General features: G+C 71.6%; 24 protein-coding genes. 14 read left to right on the top strand and 10 right to left on the bottom strand.

Annotated features, from left to right (window positions below; translation table 11 throughout):
* The first annotated feature begins 270 nt into the window (after window positions 1-270).
* Window positions 271-702, top strand: coding sequence for a hypothetical protein (locus ACFYOB_RS03890; RefSeq protein ID WP_388554121.1), 432 nt, complete (start codon window positions 271-273; stop codon window positions 700-702).
* Between the two features lie 33 nt (window positions 703-735).
* On the opposite strand, the gene ACFYOB_RS03885 is transcribed toward ACFYOB_RS03890, so the two are convergent.
* On the bottom strand, window positions 736-1,413 hold the full coding sequence (locus ACFYOB_RS03885) for a FadR/GntR family transcriptional regulator (RefSeq protein ID WP_388554119.1): 678 nt from the start codon (window positions 1,411-1,413) through the stop codon (window positions 736-738).
* A gap of 66 nt (window positions 1,414-1,479) precedes the next feature.
* On the opposite strand from ACFYOB_RS03885, the gene ACFYOB_RS03880 reads away from it, so the two are divergent.
* From ACFYOB_RS03880 to ACFYOB_RS03865, 4 genes are all read left to right on the top strand, one after another.
* Window positions 1,480-2,790 carry a CynX/NimT family MFS transporter gene (locus ACFYOB_RS03880; RefSeq protein WP_388554116.1) on the top strand — a complete coding sequence of 437 codons (1,311 nt, stop codon included), beginning with the start codon at window positions 1,480-1,482 and terminating at the stop codon, window positions 2,788-2,790.
* Between the two features lie 5 nt (window positions 2,791-2,795).
* Window positions 2,796-2,915 carry an SGM_5486 family transporter-associated protein gene (locus ACFYOB_RS03875; RefSeq protein ID WP_328924991.1) on the top strand — a complete coding sequence of 40 codons (120 nt, stop codon included), beginning with the start codon at window positions 2,796-2,798 and terminating at the stop codon, window positions 2,913-2,915.
* A gap of 144 nt (window positions 2,916-3,059) precedes the next feature.
* Window positions 3,060-3,299 carry a hypothetical protein gene (locus ACFYOB_RS03870; RefSeq protein WP_388554113.1) on the top strand — a complete coding sequence of 80 codons (240 nt, stop codon included), beginning with the start codon at window positions 3,060-3,062 and terminating at the stop codon, window positions 3,297-3,299.
* Window positions 3,300-3,408: 109 nt separating this feature from the next.
* On the top strand, window positions 3,409-3,930 hold the full coding sequence (locus ACFYOB_RS03865; protein WP_388554111.1) for a SixA phosphatase family protein: 522 nt from the start codon (window positions 3,409-3,411) through the stop codon (window positions 3,928-3,930).
* Window positions 3,931-4,041: 111 nt separating this feature from the next.
* Here the strand turns inward: ACFYOB_RS03865 and serB are convergent, their stop codons facing one another.
* Both serB and ACFYOB_RS03855 read right to left on the bottom strand, forming a co-directional pair.
* Complete coding sequence (gene serB, locus ACFYOB_RS03860; RefSeq protein ID WP_388554108.1) at window positions 4,042-5,241, bottom strand: phosphoserine phosphatase SerB; 1,200 nt, start codon at window positions 5,239-5,241, stop codon at window positions 4,042-4,044.
* 130 nt (window positions 5,242-5,371) lie between these two features.
* Entirely contained in the window at window positions 5,372-6,895 is a 1,524-nt protein-coding gene (locus ACFYOB_RS03855) for a streptophobe family protein (RefSeq protein ID WP_388554106.1), read from the bottom strand.
* A 213-nt stretch (window positions 6,896-7,108) separates the two neighbouring features.
* Here ACFYOB_RS03855 and ACFYOB_RS03850 point away from each other — a divergent pair, with 213 nt between their 5' ends.
* Window positions 7,109-9,676, top strand: coding sequence for an FHA domain-containing protein (locus ACFYOB_RS03850; protein WP_388554104.1), 2,568 nt, complete (start codon window positions 7,109-7,111; stop codon window positions 9,674-9,676).
* 89 nt (window positions 9,677-9,765) lie between these two features.
* Here ACFYOB_RS03850 and ACFYOB_RS03845 read toward each other — a convergent pair whose 3' ends face one another.
* The 3 genes from ACFYOB_RS03845 to ACFYOB_RS03835 form a co-directional block, all read right to left on the bottom strand.
* A complete protein-coding gene (locus ACFYOB_RS03845) occupies window positions 9,766-10,452 on the bottom strand; it encodes a transglycosylase SLT domain-containing protein (protein ID WP_388554102.1) in 687 nt (228 codons plus the stop codon).
* Window positions 10,453-10,761: 309 nt separating this feature from the next.
* A complete protein-coding gene (locus ACFYOB_RS03840; RefSeq protein WP_388555531.1) occupies window positions 10,762-11,832 on the bottom strand; it encodes an S-adenosylmethionine:tRNA ribosyltransferase-isomerase in 1,071 nt (356 codons plus the stop codon).
* A gap of 80 nt (window positions 11,833-11,912) precedes the next feature.
* The gene (locus tag ACFYOB_RS03835; protein WP_388554099.1) at window positions 11,913-12,650 is read right to left on the bottom strand and encodes an SDR family NAD(P)-dependent oxidoreductase; all 738 of its coding nucleotides are present in this window, start codon (window positions 12,648-12,650) and stop codon (window positions 11,913-11,915) included.
* Window positions 12,651-12,823: 173 nt separating this feature from the next.
* On the opposite strand from ACFYOB_RS03835, the gene ACFYOB_RS03830 reads away from it, so the two are divergent.
* The 3 genes from ACFYOB_RS03830 to ACFYOB_RS03820 all read left to right on the top strand — a co-directional run bounded on the left by ACFYOB_RS03830 (window position 12,824) and on the right by ACFYOB_RS03820 (window position 15,015).
* On the top strand, window positions 12,824-13,969 hold the full coding sequence (locus tag ACFYOB_RS03830) for a GAF domain-containing sensor histidine kinase (protein ID WP_388555528.1): 1,146 nt from the start codon (window positions 12,824-12,826) through the stop codon (window positions 13,967-13,969).
* Window positions 13,962-14,621: a response regulator gene (locus ACFYOB_RS03825; protein ID WP_388554097.1), complete on the top strand. Its 660-nt coding sequence runs from the start codon at window positions 13,962-13,964 to the stop codon at window positions 14,619-14,621. The genes ACFYOB_RS03830 and ACFYOB_RS03825 overlap by 8 nt, the downstream gene beginning before the upstream one ends.
* A gap of 148 nt (window positions 14,622-14,769) precedes the next feature.
* Window positions 14,770-15,015: a chaplin gene (locus ACFYOB_RS03820; RefSeq protein WP_266673158.1), complete on the top strand. Its 246-nt coding sequence runs from the start codon at window positions 14,770-14,772 to the stop codon at window positions 15,013-15,015.
* A gap of 305 nt (window positions 15,016-15,320) precedes the next feature.
* On the opposite strand, the gene ACFYOB_RS03815 is transcribed toward ACFYOB_RS03820, so the two are convergent.
* Window positions 15,321-16,106: a hypothetical protein gene (locus ACFYOB_RS03815; RefSeq protein ID WP_388554094.1), complete on the bottom strand. Its 786-nt coding sequence runs from the start codon at window positions 16,104-16,106 to the stop codon at window positions 15,321-15,323.
* Window positions 16,107-16,239: 133 nt separating this feature from the next.
* Here ACFYOB_RS03815 and ACFYOB_RS03810 point away from each other — a divergent pair, with 133 nt between their 5' ends.
* The 4 genes from ACFYOB_RS03810 (at window position 16,240) to ACFYOB_RS03795 (ending at window position 19,450) form a co-directional block, all read left to right on the top strand.
* The gene (locus ACFYOB_RS03810; protein ID WP_388554091.1) at window positions 16,240-17,034 is read left to right on the top strand and encodes an ABC transporter ATP-binding protein; all 795 of its coding nucleotides are present in this window, start codon (window positions 16,240-16,242) and stop codon (window positions 17,032-17,034) included.
* A 53-nt stretch (window positions 17,035-17,087) separates the two neighbouring features.
* Window positions 17,088-17,519 carry an NfeD family protein gene (locus ACFYOB_RS03805; protein WP_388554088.1) on the top strand — a complete coding sequence of 144 codons (432 nt, stop codon included), beginning with the start codon at window positions 17,088-17,090 and terminating at the stop codon, window positions 17,517-17,519.
* An 84-nt stretch (window positions 17,520-17,603) separates the two neighbouring features.
* Complete coding sequence (locus tag ACFYOB_RS03800) at window positions 17,604-18,590, top strand: SPFH domain-containing protein (RefSeq protein ID WP_388554085.1); 987 nt, start codon at window positions 17,604-17,606, stop codon at window positions 18,588-18,590.
* Window positions 18,591-18,679: 89 nt separating this feature from the next.
* Window positions 18,680-19,450, top strand: coding sequence for a sulfite exporter TauE/SafE family protein (locus ACFYOB_RS03795; protein ID WP_388554082.1), 771 nt, complete (start codon window positions 18,680-18,682; stop codon window positions 19,448-19,450).
* A 70-nt stretch (window positions 19,451-19,520) separates the two neighbouring features.
* Here the strand turns inward: ACFYOB_RS03795 and ACFYOB_RS03790 are convergent, their stop codons facing one another.
* The 3 genes from ACFYOB_RS03790 to ACFYOB_RS03780 all read right to left on the bottom strand — a co-directional run bounded on the left by ACFYOB_RS03790 (window position 19,521) and on the right by ACFYOB_RS03780 (window position 21,542).
* On the bottom strand, window positions 19,521-20,024 hold the full coding sequence (locus tag ACFYOB_RS03790) for an HNH endonuclease (protein ID WP_376682702.1): 504 nt from the start codon (window positions 20,022-20,024) through the stop codon (window positions 19,521-19,523).
* Between the two features lie 150 nt (window positions 20,025-20,174).
* Entirely contained in the window at window positions 20,175-20,708 is a 534-nt protein-coding gene (locus tag ACFYOB_RS03785) for a YbhB/YbcL family Raf kinase inhibitor-like protein (protein WP_388554079.1), read from the bottom strand.
* 51 nt (window positions 20,709-20,759) lie between these two features.
* The gene (locus ACFYOB_RS03780) at window positions 20,760-21,542 is read right to left on the bottom strand and encodes a sporulation protein (protein WP_388554076.1); all 783 of its coding nucleotides are present in this window, start codon (window positions 21,540-21,542) and stop codon (window positions 20,760-20,762) included.
* Between the two features lie 122 nt (window positions 21,543-21,664).
* Between ACFYOB_RS03780 and ACFYOB_RS03775 the strand changes: the two genes are divergently transcribed.
* Window positions 21,665-22,306: a DNA-3-methyladenine glycosylase gene (locus ACFYOB_RS03775; RefSeq protein ID WP_388554073.1), complete on the top strand. Its 642-nt coding sequence runs from the start codon at window positions 21,665-21,667 to the stop codon at window positions 22,304-22,306.
* Window positions 22,307-22,906: the final 600 nt, after the last annotated feature.

The following is a 22,906-nucleotide window of genomic DNA, read 5'->3' as shown; positions in this document are numbered from 1 at the left end:
CCTACCCCCCGGGGCTCTTGGTCCCGGGGGGGGGGGGCCGGGGCGGGGGGGGGGGCGCGGGGCCCCCCCCCCCCGCCGGGGGGGGCCCCCCCCCCCCGGGGGGGGGGGGGGCCCGCCGCCGTTCTCGTGGGTCGCGGACCGGCCCGCGGCGCCACACTCGATCAGATGTTCGCCGTGCGACCGGATCTTCCCGAGTCGAAAACCGGGACAGATACCTGCAAACTGACCGAGTCGGGATCTTCCCGGCTCCGGCGGGGAGGAGGTACGGGAGTGCGCGCGAGACCGAGCCGAACGCTATCGCTGCTGTTCACCTCGGTGTTCCTGACCGGACTCCTGGGCCCCGGTGCGCTCGCGCAGTCCCCGGGCGAGGAATCGGCGCACGGCCCCGAGGCGGCCGCCCCCGTCGTGGTGGACCTCGCCGACATCCCCGTCGAACCACCCGTGCAGCCCTCGCGGCCCGACCCCCGGGAGCACTTCGGCGCCGACTGCGACACCGAGATCAACGGTTCGCAGGTGACGGCGCACTGCCACAACGGCTACCCGCAGACCGACCTGGTGCGGCTGCACGTCGAATGCGACCGCTGGTGGGACCTGGACGGCGACGGCGCGGCCGTCGCCGTCGGCCCGGCCGGACGCGTCGAACTCGTCAGCCGCTGCTGGAAGGAGGTCCGCTCGGCTTGGGTCAGCCACCAGCGGCCGTGACCGCCCCGCTGCCCCGGCCGTTTCTCCGGTCCCTCAGGCGGTGCCCTTGCCGAGGCAGGCGAAGGGATAGCCCGCCGCCTCCGAGGCGGCCGCGTCCCCGTCGCCCCGCCGGATCGCCTCGATCAGCCGGGCGTGGTCCAGATGGGCGGAGGGGTGCAGCTCGGTCCCGACGTCCGCGCGCAGCCAGTCGGCCACCAGGTCGCCGAGGTCGGCGTACAGCTCGACCAGCACGTCGTTGTGCGAGGCCGTGACCACCGCCATGTGCAGGCTCACGTCCGCCGCCACGAACAGCTCCGCGTCCCCGGTCGCCCAGGCCTCCTCACGCCGCGCGAGCAGCGCGTCCAGCTGTACGAGGTCCCGCTCGGTGCGCCGCTCCGCCGCCAGCCGGGCCGCCGAGGACTCCAGGGTCGAGCGCAGCTCCGCGATGTGCCGCGGGTCGGCCCCGGCGAAACGGCGGTGCATCACCCCGGCCAGCTCGCTGGTGGCGATGACGTACGTACCCGAGCCCTGTCGGATGTCGAGCAAGCCGTTGTGCGCGAGCGCCCGCACGGCCTCGCGCACCGTGTTGCGGGCGACGCCGAGCAGCTCCACCAGCTCCGGCTCGGTGGGGATGCGGGCTCCGACCGGCCACTCGCCGGAGGTGATCTGGTTCCGCAACTGGGTGATCACCTGGTCGACGAGCGCGGAGCGCCGTGGCGAGGTCAGCGGCATGTGTTCCTCTTCGTTCCACTGAGGGCGACTGGACAATCAATCATCCCATGATTCTATGATGGTTGAATGCCCGACGAAGAAATCCAGACCATGAACCGCTCGCCGGTCGTGCACACCGCCCCCGACCGGCCTCTTCCCGCCCCCGTCCACGTCGCCCCCACGTGGCTCGGTCCGGTGCTCATCGTCGGAATCGTGCTGGCCGCCCTCAACCTGCGGCCCGCCATCACCAGCCTCGGCGCCCTCTTCGAGGAGACCCGCACGGGCCTCGGCATGAGCGGCACCGTCGCCGGAGTCATCACCTCCGTCCCCACCCTCTGCTTCGCCGTGTTCGGCGTCACCGCGCCCCGGCTCTCCCGCCGCTTCGGCCCGGCCGCCGTCGTCTGCGCCGGCATGGCCGCCGTCGCCGCGGGCCTGCTGATCCGCCCCTTCGCGGACGACGCCGCCGCATTCCTCGCCGCCAGCGCGCTGTCCCTGGCCGGCATAGCCCTGACCAACGTCCTGCTCCCGGTGATCGTCAAGCGCTACTTCCCGGACCGGGTCGGCACCATGACCGGCCTGTACTCCATGGCGCTGGCCGCCGGCACCTCGCTCGCCGCCGCCGCGACCGTCCCGCTGACCGGCGCCCTCGGCGGCAGCTGGCGCACCGGCCTGATGATCTGGGCCGTGCTCGCACTGGTCGCCGTACTGCCCTGGCTGCCCATCGCCCGCGCCTCGCGGCGCGCCGCACGGGCCGAGGCAGCGGCCGCCGGCTCCGGGGAGGGGACCGCCGTACGGGCCGACACCGGCCCCCGGGTCGTCCGCAGCCGCACCGCCTGGGCCCTGGCCTGCTACTTCGGCCTTCAGGCCACCGGCGCGTACGTCACCATGGGCTGGCTCCCGCAGATCTTCCGCGACGCGGGCGTCTCCGCCTCCACCGCCGGCGTACTGCTCGCCGTCACCATGGTCATGGGCGTCCCGCTCGCCTTCGTCATCCCCGGCCTGGCCGGCCGGATGCGCAGCCAGGGCCCCATCGCCGTCACCCTCGGCCTCTTCGGCCTCGCCGGGTACCTCGGGCTCTACTTCGCCCCGGCCGCGGGCGCGTGGGCCTGGGCGCTCCTGCTCGGCGTCTCCAACTGCGCCTTCCCTCTCGTCATCACGATGATCGGACTGCGCGCCAAGTCCCCGGCCGGCGTCGTCAAGCTCTCCGCCTTCGCCCAGAGCACCGGCTACCTCATCTCCATCCCCGGGCCGCTGGTCATCGGCACCCTCTACCAGCACAGCGGCGGCTGGGACCTGCCCCTCGCCCTCATGGCCGGACTGCTCGTCCCGCAGATCGCACTCGGGGTCCTGGCCGGACGGGACCGCACGATCGAGGACGAATGCGGCATGCGAGACTGAGCGGCATGTCGCCCGTACTTGACCCGAACCCGCAGCACGGCCGCCGCAAGCTCGGCCTCGTGCTCGGCGCGATGCTCGTCGTGACCGTGATCATCTCCGTCATCGCGTCGATCGCCTCCCCCTGACCGGGAGGCTGGTGGGGTTATCCCCACCGACCCCTAGGGGGCCAGGCTCAGGGTGAACTGGGGTGCGCCCCGGATGGGATCCGCTCCTTCGAATCCATAGATTCGAAGGAGCGAGCCAGTCCCGTCAGCACCCCGGAGGCGGCCATGTCGGCCCCCACGCACACCCGCTCCCTTCCGTCCGGCCTCCGAGCCGCCGCCCGCCCCGCCGCCGGCACCCGGCACGGCGCCGACGCCCGCCTGCACTGGTGGGCGCTGGCCCTGCCCGCGCTCGCCTTCGGCCTCCTGCTGCTCCTCCTCGCCGGATCCGGCGAGGCCCACGCCGCGACCGGCGAGGCCACCGGGCTGATCCACGTCACCCAGCAGCTCCTGCGCGCCGTCGGCTGAAGGACGTACGCCCGGGGTGCGCCGGGGTGCGCCGGGGTCTGCCCCACCACCGTGCGAGGGCCTTCAACACCCTGCGCCCCGTGGCCCGTTTCATGCGAAGCTGGGAGCCATGAGCGCCGACACAACCCGCAGGATCGCCCTCCTCCGGCACGCCAAGGCCGACTGGCCTGAGGTGTCCGACCACGACCGCCCGCTGGCGGAACGGGGCCGCAAGGACGCACCGGCCGTCGGTCTGAAGCTCGCCGAAACCGGCATCGCCTTCGACCTGGCCCTCTGCTCCACCGCAGCCCGCACCCGCGAGACCTGGAAGCTCGCCGTCCAGGAGATGCCGCACCGGCCGAAGACCTCGTACGAGGAGAGGCTGTACGACGCCTCGCTGGGCGAGCTCATCGCCCTGCTGAACGAGACCTCCGACGAGGTCACCGACCTCCTCGTCATCGGCCACAATCCCGGCATGCACGCCCTCGCCGACGCCCTCTCCGGGCATGCGACGGGCGACACGCTGGCGCGGATGACCCGGACCGGATTCCCGACCGCGGCCTTCGCCGTTGTCTCCTTCACCGGCTCGTGGAAGTCCCTGGAGCACGGCGTGGGCACGCTGGTCGACTTCTGGACGCCCGAGGGCCACTGACCGGGCCCGAGGAGCACTGGCTGGGCCCGAGGAGCCTGACTGGAGGAGGGCCCCGGCGGCCGGTGCGGCTGCCGGGGCCCTCCCGTGTCGTACGTACGGACCACCTGCGGATCAGGCCAGGTCGGCGGCTTCGATCTCCTCGCGGGTGATCCCGAGCAGGTACAGCACCGCGTCGAGGAAGGGCACGTTCACCGCGGTGTGCGCGGCCTCGCGGACCACCGGCTTGGCGTTGAAGGCCACGCCCAGCCCGGCCGCGTTCAGCATGTCCAGGTCATTGGCGCCGTCGCCGATGGCCACCGTCTGCGACAGCGGTACGTCGGCCTCCGCGGCGAAGCGGCGCAGCAGCCGGGCCTTGCCCGCCCGGTCCACGATCTCGCCGGTCACCCTGCCCGTCAGCTTCCCGTCGACGATCTCCAGCGTGTTGGCGGAGGCGAAGTCGAGCCCCAGCCGCTCCCGCAGATCGTCCGTCACCTGGGTGAAACCGCCGGACACCACGCCCACCTGGTAGCCGAGCCGCTTCAGGGTACGGATCAGGGTCCGGGCGCCCGGGGTCAGCTGCACCTCGGCGCGGACCTTGTCGACGACGGAGGCGTCCAGCCCGGCCAGCAGCGCCACGCGGGCGTGCAGCGACTGCTCGAAGTCCAGCTCACCGCGCATCGCACGCTCGGTGACCTCGGCGACCTCCGCCTCGCACCCGGCGTGCGCGGCGAAGAGCTCGATGACCTCGTCCTGGATCAGGGTCGAGTCCACGTCCATCACGACCAGGCGCTGGGCCCGGCGGTGCAGCCCGGCCGAGACGACGGCCACGTCCACGCCGATCTGTGCGGCGGCGGTGGCCAGCGCGGTGCGCAGGGGCTCGGTCTCGGTGCCGGAGACGGCGAACTCCACCGCGGTCACCGGGTACTTGGCGAGGCGGAAGATGCGGTCGATGTTGCCGCCGGTCGCGGTGATCCTTGCCGCTATGGTCGCCGCGGACTCGGCGGTGAGCGGGTGCCCGAGCACGGTGACGTGGGACCGGCCACTGCCGCGCGGCCGGTTGTCGCCGGTACCGGAAAGGATCTCGGCCTGCAGCTTGAGCGACTCGGCCCAGCTGTGGACGGTGGCCCGCAGCTCGCCCTCGGCGCCGCCGGCGGGCTTGGTGACGAGGGCGCACAGGACGATGCGGCCCCGGGTGACGACCTGCTCGATGTCGACGACGTCGACGGAGTAGGCGGCGAGGGTGTCGAACAGCCCGGCGGTGATCCCGGGACGGTCCTTGCCGAAGATCTTGACGAGGAGGGTGGGGACGTCGGAGGTCTGCGAAGCGCTCATGGTGCCCTCACCGTATCTTCCCCGCCCCCAGGACAGGACCCCCGTCCCACGTCGTGAACGCGCCGCGCTCTTGCGCGCCCTTCCTCGGCGCGCCGCCGCGCCGGACCCCGTGCGCCGAAGCCGGGGGCGGTCACCGCGGCCCCGGCGGCCCCGGCGGCTTCGGCGGCGGCGGTGCTCCGGGCGGGGGAGGCGGGGTGAAGGGCGGCCGCCGGACCGGTTTCGCCGGCCTGGGCGGCCTCGGCGGGAGACCGGTGACCGTGACGTCCCAGGAGACGTCCGGATCCGGGTACGGGTACACCCGGCCCGGCGCCGGCCCCCAGCCGTACGCGGCCGTCGGCGCGTCGGGCTCGGGCCACGCCGGGACGGCGGCGGCCCCGCCGGATCCCGGCCCCGCCCCCGGCCGGGGGCTCCGGCGGCCCCGGGTCAGCAGGGCGCCCGCCGCGCCCGCCGCCGCGCCCCAGGCCGCGCCCAGCGCCAGGGCGATCGGGACGGACCCCCGCAGCTCCACCCCGGCATCCACCGCGTCCACCCCCAGCACGGCCGGCGACGCATCCGCCGAGAACCCCGTCAGCCACACCAGCCCCGCCAGGGCCACCCCGGTCACGGCCGACAGCCGCGCCGCGCACCCCGCGATCCCGCGCCCCGGAGTCCGTACGGCGGCCAGCACACCCGCGCAGAGCAGCAGCAGCGCCGCCCCCGCGACCAGCAGCCAGACCCGCCCGTCGTACTCCGCCAGGCGGGCCACCGTCACCGGCTCCCGCACGGAGCCCGTCAGCAGCTCGTCCAGCGGATCCGGCAGCAGCCGGGCCGACGCACCCGAGACCCGGCCGCTCAGCGGGACGAAGAGCCCGAGAAGGACCCCCCACCAGCTCCCGTTCGGCGCGCCCAGCAGCGCCGCCCCCAGCACCCGCCCGGGGTGCTCGTCGCCCGGCGCGGCCCACACCGCCGCGGCCAGTCCGGCCGCCACCGCCACCAGCAGCATCGTCACCACCGCCGAGACGGCCGGCCGCAGCCGCGCGAGCGAGGCGGGCCCGCGCCGCGAGACCAGCAGGGCCAGTGCCGCTACCGACACCGCCCACAAACCCGCGCCCACCAGTGTCGGCCCCGGCTCCACCGAGAACCCCACCCGGGCCCGTGTCCCGATCAGGTCCCCGACGCGGTCCGGGAGCAGCCCGCCGATGTCCCCGATCCCGGGGATCTCCACCTTCGCCGGGGTCCTCGGCAGCGCGGCCCCGTCGAAGGTGACCACGTCGTGCCCGGCCCACGCCAGCGCGCCCGCTGCGGTGACGAGCAGCGCCGCGACCACCACCACCCGGGCGGCCGTCTCGGCGGCGGCCCCGGCCCGTACCGACCGCAGGAACAGCCGCGCCAGGACGAGGGCCCCGGCCAGCCCCACTCCCAACGGCACGACGTCCAGTGAGGCCTCGGCGCCCGTCCCCGCCACCCCGAAGACCTGCAGTTCGCCGGAAGGGGTCACGGTGCCGCCCACGGCCAGGACGACCACGGCCGCGGTCATCGCCCCGAGCGAGCCTCCCGTACCGTCGGCGCCCAGCAGGTGGAGCCCGAGCGCCGCGACCACCGCCATGGCCACCAGCGACCAGCCCACGGCGGCGATGCCGGACAGCAGGACATCTCCCCAACGGATGCGGCGCATGAGCGTTCCCCCGATGCGAGCCGAGCGGAGCGTCCGGGCGGGACGCCCGGTCGAGAAGTCCGGTCGAGAAGTCCCGTATCTCACTCTCCGGGTGACTTTCGCCCTCGTCAACGGGCAGGCGTAGACGCCCTGGCAAGGCCCGGATTCCCACATGTGGCCGTGGGCCTGAAATAGTTCCCCCGGATGTTCGCCATCCCTAGACTCCCTGACGTCATGGGGGGATTCTCGGGGGACTTAAGTGGGGCTGGAGTGCCGGAACTCGTACTGGAATTGAATGGAAGGACCTGGACGCTCGATCCGTCCAGGTCGTACTCGCTGGGGCGTGACCCCCAGGGAGACGTGGTGATCGATGACGCCAGGGTGTCCTGGCGCCACGCCACCATCAGCTGGAACGGCCGTGGTTGGGGAATCGAGGACCACGGCAGCACCAACGGCACCTACGTGCACGGAGCCCGGGTGCAGCAGGCCGAACTCGTGCCCGGCACGCCGGTCCACCTGGGCAACGCCACCGACGGCCCGCGGCTGAATCCCGTCGGTGCCGCGGCGCCCCAGCCGGCCGTGGCCCAGCAGGCGCAGGCGTACGCCCAGCCGCAGGCGCCCGCGTACCAGGCGCCGCAGCAGCAGCCTCAGCAGCAGGCCTGGGAACAGCAGCAGCACGCGCAGCCGCAGCAGCAGGCGCAGCAGGCGCCGCACTTCCCGCACCAGCAGGGCGGCGGCCCCGCCGCGGCGCGCCCGGCGCAGGGCGCCGTACCGCACCACGGGGGCGACCGCAGCCCGACGACGTTCCACCAGCTGTCGCTGGGTCACGTCATGCGGATCGGCCGTGCGCTGGAGAACGAACTGGTGGTCTCCGACCTCCAGGTCTCGCGCCACCACGCCGAGTTCCGCTCGATGCCCGGCGGCCGGTTCGAGATCCACGACCTCGGCAGCCACAACGGCACCTACGTCAACGGTCAGCCGCTGCCCAAGTCCGGTACCGCGATGCTCGGTCCGAACGACATCGTCGGCGTCGGCCACTCGACGTTCCGGATCGTCGGCGACCGCCTTGAGGAGTTCGTCGACACCGGTGCCGTCTCCTTCTCGGCCCGCCACCTCACGGTCACGGTCGACGGCGGCAAGCAGATCCTCAAGGACGTCACCTTCGGCGTACCGGAGAAGTCGCTCATCGGCGTCATCGGCCCGTCCGGCTCCGGCAAGTCGACCCTCCTCAAGGCGCTCACCGGCTACCGGCCCGCCAACGAGGGCGACGTCCTCTACGACAACCGCAACCTGTACAAGCAGTTCGCGGAGCTCCGCCAGCGCATCGGCCTGGTCCCGCAGGACGACATCCTGCACAAGGAGCTGAAGGTCAGCACGGCCCTCAAGTACGCGGCCAAGCTGCGCTTCCCCGGCGACACCGCCGATTCCGAGCGTGCCGCCCGCATCGACGAGGTGCTGCGCGAGCTCAAGCTCGACATCCACAAGGACAAGAAGATCACCGCGCTCTCCGGTGGTCAGCGCAAGCGCGTGTCCGTGGCCCTGGAGCTGCTCACCAAGCCGTCGCTGATCTTCCTGGACGAGCCGACCTCCGGCCTCGACCCGGGCATGGACCGCGACGTCATGCAGCTGCTGCGCGGCCTCGCCGACGACGGCCGCACGGTCCTCGTCGTCACCCACTCCGTCGCCGAGCTGTCCCTGTGCGACAAGCTGCTGGTCATGGCCCCGGGTGGTTCGGTCGCGTACTTCGGCCCGCCGGACGAGGCGCTGAACTTCTTCGGCTACACCACGTGGGCGGACGTCTTCTCGGCCTTCGAGAACTACCGCGACTACGACTGGGCCGGCCGCTGGAAGGGCTCGCAGCACTACCAGCTGTACGCCGCCGACCTCGACTCGGTCGCCCCGCAGCAGGTCGCGATGCCGCCGATGCAGCAGATGATGCCGCCGAAGGCACAGGGCTGGGGCGACCAGCTGTGGACGCTGATCCGCCGCTACGTCTCGGTCATCGCGTCCGACAAGGGCTTCATGGCCCTCATGCTGATCCTGCCCGCGGTCCTGGGCGTGGTCTCGACGGTCATCCCCGCGACCTTCGGTCTCGCGCCGCCGAAGCCGCCGTCCCGGTTCAACGGCGACGCCGGCACGATCATGCTGATCCTCTGCGTCGGCATGTGCTTCTCGGGCGCCGCGAACTCGGTCCGTGAGCTGATCAAGGAACGCGTCATCTACGAGCGCGAGCGCGCCACCGGTCTGTCCCGGTCGGCGTACCTCATGTCGAAGGTGATCGTCCTCGGCTTCATCACGGCCATCCAGGGCGTGGTCATCTGCGCGATCGGCTTCACCCCGCGCGACCTGCCCACCGAGGGCCTGCTGATGCCGCCGGCCGTCGAGCTCTGCCTGTCGGTCACCGCGCTCGGCTTCACCTCGATGATGTTCGGCCTCGTCATCTCCTCGCTGGTCAAGACCGCCGAGAAGACGATGCCGCTGCTGGTCATGTTCGCGATCGTCCAGGTCGTGTTCACCGGCATCCTCTTCCAGGTGTACGACTCCCCGGGCCTGGAGCAGTTCGCCTGGCTGATGCCGTCCCGCTGGGCCGTCGCCGCCGCCGGCACCACGCTGAACCTCGGCGTGCTCATGCCGCCGTGGGACCAGCAGAACCCGACCAACACCGACCCGCTGTGGGAGCACTCGGTCGGCCAGTGGAGCGTGGACATCATCATCCTGCTGCTCATCGGCGTGGCCTGCGGCTTCGCGGTCCAGCGACTGCTGCGCCGCCACGAGCCCGAGGTCATGCGGGCCGGCAAGTAGTCCGCGTAAGCGCGAAACGCCTCAGGGCGGCACCCGGTGTTCCGGGGGCCGCCCTGAGGCGCGTGGGGGGCTTTGATGCCGTCGGCGTCCTAGTAGGCGCTGTTGACGTTGTCCATCGAGCCGTAGCGGTCGGCCGCGTAGTTGCAGGCGGCGACGATGTTGGCGACCGGGTCGTACTGGTCGAACTTGGTGCCCTTGACGTGGTACGTCTTGAAGGTCGGGTAGATGACCTGGAGCAGACCCTTGCTGGGGATGCCGTTCTGGGCGTTGATGTCCCAGTTGTTGATCGCCATCGGGTTGCCGCTGGACTCGCGCATGATGTTGCGGTGGATCCCGGCGTAGGTGCCCGGAATGCCCTCCTTCTTCATGATGAAGAGGGCTTCCTTGATCCAGCCGTCCAGGTTGTTCGCGAAGACGGGGGTGCGGGCGGCGGAGCGGCTCGCGGCGGCCTTCTTCTCGCGGTCCTTCTTCGCGGCGGCCTCGGCCTTGGCCTTGGCCTTGGCGTCGGCGTCGGCCTTGGCCTTGGCCGCGGCCTTCGCGTTCGCGTCGGCGATGACCTGCTGCGCGGAGAGGTGGCCGTACATCGCCTTCGTCTGCGTCCCGTTGACGGCCTGGGTCCATGCGACGGGGGCGGCGGTGACCGTCTCGGCCTCCGCGGAACCGGCGGGGACGAGGGAGAAGGCGAGCGCGGCGGTGCTCAGCGTGGCGACACCGGCGATGGACAGCTTGTGTGCCTTCGTCAGACGACTGTGACCGGGGGTGCGGGAAGCAGACATGGCGGGGCAACCTCTTCGAATAGCGGGGGCCGCAGGAAGGCGCTTTGTGGATCCGGGGATCCGCGGTGCTGTGCGACGGGAGCAATTCTTAGCGGCGGCAAAAAGCTGTGGCAAAGGTGTGACGTACGATCCCGCTTAGTGGATCAGGCACGGGCGCCGAGGCCCGATCCCGGGCCTCGGCGCTACGCACGCCCGTGCTGACAGGGCCTTTACGTATCCACTACGGAGCTTCGTAAGTGATGTGGGTCCTATGCCCGGGCTCACATCGGGCACGTAACGGTCTCACCCCGCGTTGCTGGAGCAACGCACTCAGTGACTGCTCTCGTCCTTGAGCAGCAGATGGACGTCCCCGAACTCGTGCCAAAGGCAGAGGCGGGCCACCGCCTCCGCGTACCCGAGTTCTACGGCCGCACGCCCCGCGACCGCCTCCAGCATCAGCAGATGGGACGCCTCCGGCTCGTGCAGCCCGGTCAGCAACCCGTCCACCACCCGCACCCCGCGTTCCGGCGTCACCACCAGCTCCGTCCAGCCGGCGGCGGGGCGCACCGCCCCTCGCGGGTCCGCGGCCGATTCCAGAGCCCGTACCGCCGTGGTCCCCACCGCGATCACCCGCCCGCCCGTCGCCCTGGCGGCGTTCACCAGCCACGCCGTGGCCGCCGGCACCTCGTACCGCTCCGGGTACGGCGGCTCGTGAGCCTCCTGCGAGGCCACGCCCGCGTGCAGGGTCAGCGGCGCGAACTGCACCCCCCGGCTCACCAGCCGCGCCACCAGCTCGGCGGTGAAGGGCCGGCCGGCGCTCGGCATCTCCGCCGACCCCGCCCCGTCGGCCCGCGGCACGGCGAACACCGTCTGGTACGCCGACAGCGGCTGGTCCCGCTCCGTGTAGGCGTACCGGATCGGCCGCCCGTACGCCCGCAGCAGGCCGGGAACGTCGTCCGTCGAGGGCCGCGCCCACCACAGCCGGTCCGCCCCCGCCGCGAGGGGCTCCTCCAGTACGAGGTGGTGCCCGCCCGGCAGCTGCGCCACCGATCCGGCCGGGCCCCCGGCGCGCGGCCCGGTCGTGCCCCCGCCGGCCGGGGTCCGCAGCTCCACGGACCACCGTCCTCCCCCAGACTCCGTCCCGGGGTACCCCCGGTCGCCCCGGGTCGAGAAGTGCACCACCACGGCCTCGCCGCCGAGCCGGGCGTCCACGGCGGCCGCGAGCGTGGCCGAGGTGTTGACCACCAGTACGTCCCCGGCGCGCAGCAGCTCCGGCAGCTCCCGGAAGGCGTGCAGCGACACCTCCGTACTGCCCCGTGATACCAGCAGCCGCACCGCGTCCCGGCCCAGACCCGGCCCGCGCTGCTCGGCCGGCACCCGGGCCAGAAGGTCCGGCGGAATGTCCCTTATATAGGGACTCGTCTTTTGTGGTGCCGGGCGCCCGCTCACGGTTCTGCTCACGGACCCACTCGCCGGTCCGCTCACCGCCCCGCCCCCGCCCCCGCGCCCGCCGCCAGCCCCTCGGCCGTGTACCGCCCGCTCGGCAGCCCGTCCGCCACCAGCCGCAGCAGCACCGGCGCCACCTCCTCGGGCGCCGGCAGCCCCGCCAGGTCCTCCCCGGGCTCGGCCGCCGCCATCATCCGCGTCCGCATCGAGCCCGGGTCCGCCCACCACACCCGCAGCCCCGGCTCCTCCACCGCCAGCACCGCCGACATCAGGTCCCCGGCCGCCTTGGTGGCCCCGTACGCACCCCACGTGGCGTACGGAACCACCGCGGCGTCCGAGCTGATGTTCAGCACCGCCCCGGCCGCCGAGGCCCGCAGCAGCGGCAGCCCCTCCTGGAGGAGCCCCAGCGGCCCGACCACATTGACCTCGAAGGCCTCGCGCAGCCCGTCCAGCGGATGGACCGCCAGCGGCACCAGCGGCTCCGCCCCCAGCACCCCCGCGTTGTTCACCAGCAGGTCCAGCCCGCCCAGTTCCCGCGCCGACGCCAGCAGCGCCGCCCGGTGCTCCCCCGAGGACACGTCCCCCGCCACCGCCACGACCCTCCCCACCCTCCCGCCCGTCTCCCCTCCCGACCGCCCCAGACCGGCCGCAGCCTCCTCCAGCGCCGCCGTGCCCCGCGCACTCAGCACCAGGTCCCAGCCGCGTGCCGCCAGCTCCCCGGCCAGTGCCCGGCCCAGTCCCCTCGACGCCCCCGTCACGATCGCCACCGACATGACCGCACCCCTCGCCTTCCGTCCCGATCAGCAGATGCCCCCAACCTAGGAAGTCCGCACCCGCCGCCGCGTCGGTCGCAGGCCCCACGCGCACACGTCCGTTGGACCTACATCCACCGCCCGATCCCGCAGGTCACCCCCGCCGGTACGGTGAGGCCATGACCGGTAGCCCCATGTACGGCGGCCCCCGCAGCGGCCTGGCCGCCGTGAGCACCGCGCTGCTCGCCATGAGCCGCCGCCTGGAGGTCCGCGACGTCCTGCGCACGATCGTCGTCTCGGCCCGCGAGCTCCTGGACGCCGAGTACGCGGCCCTGGGCGTCCCGGACGACCACGGCGGCTTCGCCCAGTTCGTCGTGGACGGCATCAGCGCCGAGCAGTGGCGCCGCATCGGCCCCCTGCCGCGCCAGCACGGCATCCTCGCCGCGATGCTCCACAAGGACGGCCCCGAGCGGCTGGCCGACGTACGCAAGGACCCGCGCTTCGAGGGCTGGCCCGCCGCCCACCCGGAGATGTCCGACTTCCTCGGCCTGCCCGTCCGGGACGGCGAGGAGACCCTCGGCGCCCTCTTCCTCGCCAACAAGAAGAGCGCCCCGGGCGGCAAGCACGGCTTCACCGACGAGGACGAGGAACTCCTCTCCCTGCTCGCCCAGCACGCCGCGATCGCCCTCACCAACGCCCGGCTCTACGAGCGCAGCCGCGAGCTCACCATCGCCGAGGAACGCTCCCGGCTCGCCCACGAGCTGCACGACGCCGTCAGCCAGAAGCTCTTCTCGCTGCGCCTCACCGCCCAGGCCGCCGCCGCCCTCGTGGACCGGGACCCGGACCGGGCCAAGGACGAGCTCCAGCAGGTCGCCGTACTGGCCGCGGAGGCCGCCGACGAGCTGCGCGCCGCCGTGACCGAGCTGCGCCCGGCCGCCCTGGACGAGGACGGCCTGACCGCCACCCTGCGCACCCAGGTCCACGTACTCGACCGCGCCCACACCGCGCACGTCACCTTCACCTGTGACGGCGTACGGGCCCTCCCCGCGACCCAGGAGGAAGCCCTCCTGCGGGTCGCCCAGGAGGCACTCCACAACGCCCTGCGCCACTCGGCTGCGGACCGGGTCGAGGTCACACTGGCCAAGGGTCCCGCCGGGGGAGCGGTCCTCAAGGTCGTCGACTCCGGCAAGGGCTTCGACCCCCAGGCCGTCCGCAGTGCCGGCCGCCACCTGGGCCTGGTCTCCATGCGGGACCGCGCGAGCGGTGTCGGGGGCCGGCTCACCGTGCACTCGGCGCCCGGCAAGGGCACCACGATCGAGATGGAGGTTCCCGGTGGCTGACACCCCCGGCCGGAGCGGCAGGATCGGCGTGCTGCTGGTCGACGACCACCAGGTGGTCCGCCGGGGCCTGCGCACCTTCCTGGAGGTCCAGGACGACATCGAGGTGGTGGGAGAGGCCTCCGACGGCGAGGAGGGCGTCGCCCGCGCCGAGGAGCTGCGGCCCGACGTGATCCTCATGGACGTCAAGATGCCGGGCACCGACGGCATCGAGGCGCTGCGCAGGCTGCGCGAGCTGGCGAACCCGGCCCGGGTGCTGATCGTCACCAGCTTCACTGAGCAGCGGACCGTGATCCCCGCCCTGCGGGCCGGCGCCGCGGGATACGTCTACAAGGACATCGATCCCGACGCCCTGGCCGGAGCCATCCGCTCCGTCCACGCCGGCCACGTCCTCCTCCAGCCGGAGGTGGCGGTGACCCTGCTCTCCCAGGAGGAGCAGAGCCCTTCGGCCGGCCGCCCGGGCTCACTGACGGACCGCGAGCGCGAGGTGCTGGGCCTGATCGCGGACGGCCGCTCCAACCGCGAGATCGCCCGTGCGCTGGTCCTCTCCGAGAAGACGGTCAAGACCCACGTCTCGAACATCCTGATGAAGCTGGACCTCTCCGACCGGACGCAGGCCGCGTTGTGGGCGGTCAGGCACGGGCTCGCCGAGTGAGCGGGGTGAACCGGACCGTCTCATTCCAGACTGAGATTCATACGGTCGGGTGTATGTAGCCCACATGGCGTATCCGGACCGCCGGGTGGCCGTTCTCCATGGCGTGTCGCGACGGCTGGTCGCGGCAGACGTACTGGAGGACGAGAACGTGAAGAACTTCAAGAAGGCCGCAGCCGTCACCATGATCGCGGGTGGCCTCATCGCCGCCGGCGCCGGTGTCTCCTCGGCGCACGGCGGTGCGTCGGCGGAGGGCGAGGCCCTGAACTCGCCCGGCGTGGCCTCCGGGAACCTGCTCCAGGTCCCGGTGGACGTCCCCGTGAACGTGGTCGGCAACTCGGTCACCGTGATCGGCCTGCTCAACCCGGCCTTCGGCAACACGGGTGTGAACGCCTGACCCCCGCCTGACCTGCGGCCCCGCTTCCACCCTCTCCCCGGGAAGCGGGGCCGCCGCCGTCCCCGCGCGGCCGCGCCCGGCAGGCCTGGGGCGTGTTTCGAAAGTCCCTCCCCCAGCCACCTCCCCCAGACTCCGTCCGGGGGGACCCCAGGGAGGTTCCCCCAGGCCCGCAACGCCTGGCACCACACCTCGCCGCGTTGTCGCAGGCGCCCAAGTACGTCCAGAAATCGGGCGACCCTCCGGCCTTGCGATGCACGGCACCAGACGCCGCGGACCGGCCCTTCGGGCGTCCGGCGCTGCTGCCCCTAGCGGCCCCGCTCACGCTCCTCGACGGCCGAGTTGTACGCCGCGACGAGGGCCCGCCGGGCCACTCGCTCCACCGGCCGCAAGGCCTCGGCCCGCGCCGCCATCTCCGAGGCGGCCACCGCACCCCCGTGCCCGTTCTCGTACGCCAGCGAAACCATCAGGTCCACCCGCTGCGCCAGCGCCAGCACCCGCACCGCCCGCGACGGGTACCCCGGAGCCAGGACCTCCCGCCCCGCCTCCGCCCGAGCCCGGTACGCCGACAGCGCCGCGTCCGCCACCGGCCCCGACGCCGCCACGTCCAGCCGCGTCAGCACCACGGTCGCCTCGCGCAGCGCCTCCGCGAGCTCCCGCTCCGCCTCGCCCAGCGACGGCACGTCCGCCGGCGGGGCCTCCCGTACCGGCAGGCAGTGCCAGGTCACCGACACGTGCACGTCCCCCTCGGGCCCGGCCTCGTACACCTCCGGCACGAGCCCCAGCGCCGCACCCACCGCGACGACCGCCTCCTCGGCCTCCAGTGCCCGCGCGTTGAACTCCGGCGGCCCGCTCAGCCCCAGCGGATGCCCCGGCGCAGGCAGCGCGACCCGCAGCCCGGTCACCCCCAGCGCCCGCATCCGCCCCAGCGCCAGCGTGAGACCCACCGGACCCGATTCCCCGGGCAGCCCCGCCACCCGGTGCACGGCGTCCTCGCCCACGATCGACAACACGGCCTCGTCGGGCGAGACCAGACCGGCCAGCAACGCGTTCCCCCAGGCGGCCAACCGCCCTGAACGTGGTTCGAAAAGCATCCTTCAACTCTACGGACCCGCCGCATGGCCCGGCCCCGGCCCCGGACCCCTGCGTGAGTGGCGTAGGTTTTCCCCTGGGGCTGCGCCTGCCGGCGCACAGAGAACCGTGACTGCAAGGGGTGACAACACGCTCATGAGCGATGTTCTGGAGCTGGTGGACGTATCCGTGGTCCGCGAGGGCCGGGCTCTGGTGGACCAGGTCTCCTGGTCGGTGAAGGAGGGGGAGCGCTGGGTGATCCTCGGCCCCAACGGTGCCGGCAAGACCACGCTGCTGAACCTCGCCTCCAGCTACCTCTTCCCGACCAAGGGCGCCGCCACCATCCTCGGCAGCACCCTCGGCAAGGTGGACGTCTTCGAGCTGCGCCCCCGCATCGGCATCGCCGGTATCGCGATGGCCGACAAGCTGCCCAAGCGGCAGACCGTCCTGCAGACCGTCCTCACCGCCGCCTACGGCATGACGGCGACCTGGCAGGAGGAGTACGAGGAGGTCGACGAGCAGCGCGCCCGCGCCTTCCTCGACCGCCTCGGCATGACCGAGTACCTCGACCGGAAGTTCGGCACCCTCTCCGAGGGCGAGCGCAAGCGCACGCTGATCGCCCGCGCCCTGATGACCGACCCCGAGCTGCTGCTCCTCGACGAGCCCGCCGCGGGCCTGGACCTGGGCGGCCGCGAGGACCTCGTACGGCGCCTCGGCCGCCTCGCCCGCGACCCGCTCGCGCCCTCCATGGTCATGGTCACGCACCACGTCGAGGAGATCGCCCCCGGCTTCACCCACGTCCTGATGATCCGTCAGGGCAAGGTCGTCACCGCGGGCCCGATCGACCTCGAACTGACCTCCCGCAACCTGTCGCTCTGCTTCGGCCTCCCGCTGGTCGTCGAGCGCAACGGGAACGACCGCTGGACCGCGCAGGGCCTGCCCCTCGGCTAGTACGAGCCCCCGCACCCTGTCACGACCGCGCCCACCGGACCTACCATGACCATGTGGACGACATCGACGCATGGGTGTGGTGGCTCGTCGGGGCGGTCGGACTGGGCATCCCCCTCGTCCTGACGGCGATGCCGGAGTTCGGCATGTTCGCGGTCGGAGCGGTGGCGGCTGCCGTCACGGCGGCCGTCGGCGGGGGAGTGGTGGCCCAGGTCCTGGTCTTCGTGATCGTGTCGGTCGCGCTGGTCGCCGCAGTCCGGCCGATCGCCAACCGGCACCGCGACCAGCGGCCCCAACACCGCAGCGGGATCGACGCGTTGAAGGGCCGGAGCGCCGTCGTCCTCGAACGCGTCGACGGCACCGACGGTCGCATCAAGCTCGCCGGCGAGATCTGGTCCGCGCGCACCCTCGACGCGGACAGCAGTTTCGAGCCGGGCCAGTCCGTGGACGTCGTGGAGATCGACGGGGCGACCGCCGTCGTCATGTGACAAGCAGCCTGCTCGCAGCCCGCGGGTCTGCGAGACTCCGTTCAACGGGGCAGCACAGACAGCAGGAAGGGCACGGGGAACCGCATGTCATCGATCATCATCGTCCTGATCATTCTGGTGGTTCTGGTCTTCATCGCACTGGTCAAGACGATCCAGGTGATCCCGCAGGCCAGCGCCGCCATCGTCGAACGCTTCGGCCGCTACACGCGCACCCTCAACGCGGGCCTCAACATCGTCGTCCCGTTCATCGACTCCATCCGCAACCGCATCGACCTGCGCGAGCAGGTCGTGCCGTTCCCGCCGCAGCCGGTGATCACCCAGGACAACCTCGTCGTCAACATCGACACCGTCATCTACTACCAGGTGACCGACGCCCGCGCCGCGACGTACGAAGTGGCCAGCTACATCCAGGCCATCGAGCAGCTCACCGTCACCACGCTGCGCAACATCATCGGCGGCATGGACCTGGAGCGGACCCTGACCTCCCGTGAGGAGATCAACGCGGCTCTGCGCGGCGTCCTCGACGAGGCCACCGGCAAGTGGGGCATCCGCGTCAACCGCGTCGAGCTCAAGGCCATCGAGCCGCCGACCTCCATCCAGGACTCGATGGAGAAGCAGATGCGCGCCGACCGCGACAAGCGCGCCTCGATCCTCCAGGCCGAAGGTGTCCGCCAGTCCGAGATCCTGCGCGCCGAGGGCGAGAAGCAGTCCTCCATCCTGCGCGCCGAAGGTGAAGCCAAGGCGGCCGCCCTGCGCGCCGAGGGCGAGGCCCAGGCCATCCGTACGGTCTTCGAGTCCATCCACGCAGGAGACGCCGACCAGAAGCTCCTCGCCTACCAGTACCTCCAGATGCTCCCGAAGATCGCCGAAGGCGACGCCAACAAGCTCTGGATCGTGCCGAGCGAGATCGGCGACGCCCTCAAGGGCCTGTCCGGAGCCATGGGCAACTTCGGCCCCATGGGCGGCGGTTCGGGCTTCAACCCGCAGAACTCCGGCAAGGAAGGTGGCGGCATCCCGGCCGCCCGTGACAAGGACGCCGCGGACCGCCGCGAACAGCCCCCCATCGACTGACCGGCCACCCCCTCCTGCATGATCAGTGTGGCCCCTCGACCTTCATGGCGGGGAGGCGACTCACTCATGCAAAGGGGATGGCACAGTCCATGTCCATCTGGGAATCACTCGCGGTCTTCGCCGCCGGCATCGGCGCGGGCACCATCAACACCATCGTCGGCTCCGGCACCCTGATCACCTTCCCGGTGCTGCTCGCCACCGGCCTGCCGCCGGTCACCGCCAACGTGTCCAACACCCTCGGCCTGGTGCCCGGTTCCATCAGCGGCGCCATCGGCTACCGCAAGGAACTCCAGGGCCAGCGCGCCCGCATCGTCCGGCTCGGCGCCGTCTCCCTCGTCGGCGGACTGGCGGGCGCCGTCCTGCTCCTCACCCTGCCGTCGGACTCCTTCGACACGATCGTGCCCGTCCTCATCGGACTCGCCCTCGTGCTCGTCGTCCTCCAGCCCCGGCTCGCCGCCGCCCTGCGCCGGCGCCAGGAGGCCGCGGGAGGCGACACCGGCCACCCCGACGGCGGACCCGTGCTGTTGTCCGGGATGCTGCTCGCCAGCGCGTACGGAGGCTACTTCGGGGCCGCCCAGGGCGTGCTCTACCTCGGCCTGATGGGCCTGCTGCTCCGCGAGGACATGCAACGGATCAACGCCGTGAAGAACGTCATCGCAGCCCTCGTGAACGGCATCGCTGCCGTCCTCTTCCTCTTCGTCGCAGAGTTCGACTGGACGGCCGTCGCCCTCATCGCCGTCGGCTCCACGATAGGCGGCCAGATCGGCGCCAAGGTCGGCCGGCGCCTCCCGCCGACCGCCCTGCGCGCGGTCATCGTCACGGTCGGCGTCATCGCCATCGTCCAGCTGCTGGTCCGCTGAACGACGTAGCAGAGTTACGTCGCCCAACGTCCCCGGCTAGGCGGTAGCCGGGGACAGCCGGGGCACACGACTAGGCGGAGCGCTCCAGCCACTCCGGCAGCGCCTCCTGCCCGGCCACCCCGAGGGCGAGCAGCATGGCGTCCGCCGGAGACGGAACGAAGGGCTTCCGCAGGAGCGGCATCCCCGCCTCCTCCGGAGTCCGGGCCGCCTTGCGGTGGTTGTCCTCGGCGCAGGAGGCCACCGTGTTCAGCCAGGTGTCCCCGCCCCCCTGGGCCCTGGGCAGCACGTGGTCCACGGTCGTCGCGCGCTTCCCGCAGTAGGCGCACCGGTGTTGGTCCCGGACCAACACCCCCCTCCGCGACCAGGGAGCATGTCTTCGGAAGGGCACCCGGACATACCTGCAGAGCCTGATCACCCGCGGCATCGGAAGCTCCATGGTGGCCGCGCGCACGCGCAATTCGGGATGCGACTGTTCGACCACGGCCTTGTCCTGGAGCACCAGGACCACAGCTCGATTCAGCGTCACCGTCGACAGCGGCTCGAAGCTCGCATTCAGTACCAGCGTGTCCCGCATCTCGCCCACCTCCCGTGTGCAGGCCCGCGACCACCCTTGCGGCAGGGCCCGCGACCACTCTGGCCGCGCGCGCCGCGCGGGACAACGCAATAAAAATGCCCGGTCCTGGCCGTCTTTAGACCAGGACCGGGCAAACACCGGGAGAAAAGATCAGCCCGCGGGGGACTCGTACTCGCCGATCAGCTGGGCCCGCCCGAGCGTGTGGAACCGCAGGTTGAACCCGACCACGGCGGGAGAGACGTCGTCGCCCGGGCCGAGCTTCTCCTGGTCCACCGCGTACACGGTGAAGACGTACCGGTGCCGCTCCCCGGCCGGCGGCGCCGCCCCGCCGAAGTCCTTGGTGCCGTAGTCGTTCCGCACGTGTACCGCCCCGGCGGGCAGCCCCTCGAACTTCCCGCTGCCCGCCCCGGCCGGCAGCTCGGTGACCGAGGCCGGCAGATCGAAGAGCACCCAGTGCCAGAACCCGCTGCCCGTGGGCGCGTCCGGGTCGAAGCACGTCACGGCGAAGCTCTTCGTCCCCTTCGGGAACCCCTCCCACTGCAGCTGCGGCGAGACGTCCCCGCCCGATTTGACCTGGGCGTCGCCCAGATCGGCACCGGGCGCCAGATCCGTACTGGTCACGGTGAACTCGTGCACCTCGGGATGGAAGTCGTGCGGAAGAGGAGCCCTGCTCTGCTCGGTCACTGCTGACCCTCCTACGGGATCGGAGACGCGTACCGGTCCGAGCCTAGGAGGCTAGAACCAGTTGCGCTGGGAACCGACGGACGCGATCCACTGGTTCAGGTACGCCGCCCAGTCGGTGCCCTGGTACGACTGCAGGCCCACCTGGAAGCAGCGGTAGGTGTCGCTGCCCTCGCTGAACAGCCCCGGCTTCTTGTCCATCTCCAGGACGACGTCCATCTCCCGGCCGTCCGAGACGAAGGTCAGCTCGACCTGGTTCAGCCCCCGGTACTGCGACGGCGGCAGGAACTCGATCTCCTGGTAGAAGGGCAGCGTCTGTCGCGTCCCCCGGATGTGCCCGCGCTCCATGTCCGCACTGCGGAACGAGAAGCCCAGCTGCCGGAACGCGTCCAGGATCGCCTGCTGAGCCGGCACCGGGTGCACGTTGATCGGGTCGAGGTCACCCGCGTCGATCGCACGCGCGATCTCCAGCTCGGTGCTGACCCCGATGTTCATCCCGTGCAGGTGCTGACCCCCGAAGTGGGTGATCGGCGTCTCCCAGGGGATCTCCAGCCCGAAGGGCACCACGTGCACCGCGCCGGCCTGCACCTGGAAGGCACCGCCGAGGCGCTGCTTGGTGAAGACGACGTCCTGCTTGTACTCCTGGTCACCGCCCTCCACCTCCACCCGCGCCTGCAGCCCGACGGACAGCCCCTCGATCTGCTGCTCCACGGAACCGCCCTGGATCCGGACCTCGCCCTGGACGATCCCGCCCGGCACGACGTTCGGCTCGGTGATGATCGTGTCCACCGAAGCACCACCGGCACCCAGGCTCGCGAACAGCTTCTTGAACCCCATGCTCAAACTCCCCTTGAAGGATCTGGCGACTACGCCGCTACTACCGCTTGCGAGAACACGCTCTCAGACGCGGAACCTTAGGCCCCGGTTGCAGGTGTACGCGTTCCACTACGCTCGACCGGATGAGCGCGCGCCCCGACCGTACGCCCCTGCCCCGGACCTTCTTCGACCGCCCGGTCCTGACCGTGGCCCCGGAGCTCCTCGGCCGCACCCTGGTCCGCCGTACCCCGGACGGCCCCATCGAACTGCGCATCACGGAGGTGGAGGCGTACGAAGGGGAGTCCGACCCGGGCTCGCACGCCTACCGCGGCCGCACGGCACGCAACGCCTCGATGTTCGGCCCGCCCGGACACGCCTACGTCTACTTCATCTACGGCATGTGGTTCAGCCTCAACCTGGTGTGCGGCCCGCCCGGCCACGCGAGCGGGGTCCTGGTGCGTGCGGGCGAGGTCACGGTGGGCGCCGACCTGGCCGCCAAACGCCGACTTTCCGCCAGATATCCGAGAGAACTGGCCAAGGGTCCGGCCCGCCTGGCCGCCGCCCTGGACGTGGACCGCTCCCTCGACGGCACCGACCTCTGTGGGGGCCCCGATTCCCCCCTCTCCCTTCTTACGGGCACCCCCGCCTCGCCCGACCAGGTCAGCAGCGGCCCGCGCACGGGAGTGGGCGGCGCCGGCGCAACTCACCCCTACCGGTTCTGGATCACCGACGACCCGACGGTGAGCCCCTACCGCGCCCACGCGCCACGCCGCCGCTCAACTTGACTCGGCCCTACCGGACGCCTAACGTAGTCCGAGCCGCTTGAACGGGTCACTGTTATCAACAGCCTCCCGGAGCGGCCAACCCACTCACTGCGATCTACCCCTGGCGGGGTCCTATTCGGCATGCCCGAATTCCCTGCCAGTGGCTCGATTATGAGCCGCAAGGGATAAGCGCTAATGTGGTGGAGCGCCGAAAGGCAAAGACCCCCAACGGTCACCGAATTCAATTCCAAACCGACTGCGACTTTCGAGAAGCAGGGCGCGGAAATGATCTGGTAGAGTTGGAAACGCAAGAACACAGAACGAAAGCCCGGAGGAAAGCCCGAGAGGGTGAGTACAAAGGAAGCGTCCGTTCCTTGAGAACTCAACAGCGTGCCAAAAATCAACGCCAGAAGTTGATACCCTGTCCACTTCGGTGGATGAGGTTCCTTTGAAAAAGACCTGTAAGCCTTCCTTGTGGAGCGCTTGCAGGCAACAACACAGCGAGGACGTTGTGGCGCGTCGGTCTTATTCCGACATGACGTGCCCGCTCTAAGTGATGTGTGCACCCGATTACGGGTAAACATTCATGGAGAGTTTGATCCTGGCTCAGGACGAACGCTG

This window comes from Streptomyces sp. NPDC006463 (assembly GCF_042870715.1).
GTDB lineage: Bacteria > Actinomycetota > Actinomycetes > Streptomycetales > Streptomycetaceae > Streptomyces.
The sequence above is the reverse complement of the archived record's forward strand: the minus strand, read 5'-3'. Positions and strand labels throughout refer to the sequence as shown.

Bases quoted from the DNA above. Each gene is read 5' to 3' on its own strand.
- ACFYOB_RS03885 (WP_388554119.1), bottom strand. From the start codon at position 1,413: ATGCCGCTGACCTCGCCACGGCGCTCCGCGCTCGTCGACCAGGTGATC.
- ACFYOB_RS03880 (WP_388554116.1), top strand. From the start codon at position 1,480: ATGCCCGACGAAGAAATCCAGACCATGAACCGCTCGCCGGTCGTGCAC.
- ACFYOB_RS03875 (WP_328924991.1), top strand. From the start codon at position 2,796: ATGTCGCCCGTACTTGACCCGAACCCGCAGCACGGCCGCCGCAAGCTC.
- ACFYOB_RS03870 (WP_388554113.1), top strand. From the start codon at position 3,060: ATGTCGGCCCCCACGCACACCCGCTCCCTTCCGTCCGGCCTCCGAGCC.
- ACFYOB_RS03865 (WP_388554111.1), top strand. From the start codon at position 3,409: ATGAGCGCCGACACAACCCGCAGGATCGCCCTCCTCCGGCACGCCAAG.
- serB (WP_388554108.1), bottom strand. From the start codon at position 5,241: ATGAGCGCTTCGCAGACCTCCGACGTCCCCACCCTCCTCGTCAAGATC.
- ACFYOB_RS03855 (WP_388554106.1), bottom strand. From the start codon at position 6,895: ATGCGCCGCATCCGTTGGGGAGATGTCCTGCTGTCCGGCATCGCCGCC.
- ACFYOB_RS03850 (WP_388554104.1), top strand. From the start codon at position 7,109: ATGGGGGGATTCTCGGGGGACTTAAGTGGGGCTGGAGTGCCGGAACTC.
- ACFYOB_RS03845 (WP_388554102.1), bottom strand. From the start codon at position 10,452: ATGTCTGCTTCCCGCACCCCCGGTCACAGTCGTCTGACGAAGGCACAC.
- ACFYOB_RS03835 (WP_388554099.1), bottom strand. From the start codon at position 12,650: ATGTCGGTGGCGATCGTGACGGGGGCGTCGAGGGGACTGGGCCGGGCA.
- ACFYOB_RS03830 (WP_388555528.1), top strand. From the start codon at position 12,824: ATGTACGGCGGCCCCCGCAGCGGCCTGGCCGCCGTGAGCACCGCGCTG.
- ACFYOB_RS03815 (WP_388554094.1), bottom strand. From the start codon at position 16,106: ATGCTTTTCGAACCACGTTCAGGGCGGTTGGCCGCCTGGGGGAACGCG.
- ACFYOB_RS03810 (WP_388554091.1), top strand. From the start codon at position 16,240: ATGAGCGATGTTCTGGAGCTGGTGGACGTATCCGTGGTCCGCGAGGGC.
- ACFYOB_RS03800 (WP_388554085.1), top strand. From the start codon at position 17,604: ATGTCATCGATCATCATCGTCCTGATCATTCTGGTGGTTCTGGTCTTC.
- ACFYOB_RS03795 (WP_388554082.1), top strand. From the start codon at position 18,680: ATGTCCATCTGGGAATCACTCGCGGTCTTCGCCGCCGGCATCGGCGCG.
- ACFYOB_RS03790 (WP_376682702.1), bottom strand. From the start codon at position 20,024: ATGCGGGACACGCTGGTACTGAATGCGAGCTTCGAGCCGCTGTCGACG.
- ACFYOB_RS03780 (WP_388554076.1), bottom strand. From the start codon at position 21,542: ATGGGGTTCAAGAAGCTGTTCGCGAGCCTGGGTGCCGGTGGTGCTTCG.
- ACFYOB_RS03775 (WP_388554073.1), top strand. From the start codon at position 21,665: ATGAGCGCGCGCCCCGACCGTACGCCCCTGCCCCGGACCTTCTTCGAC.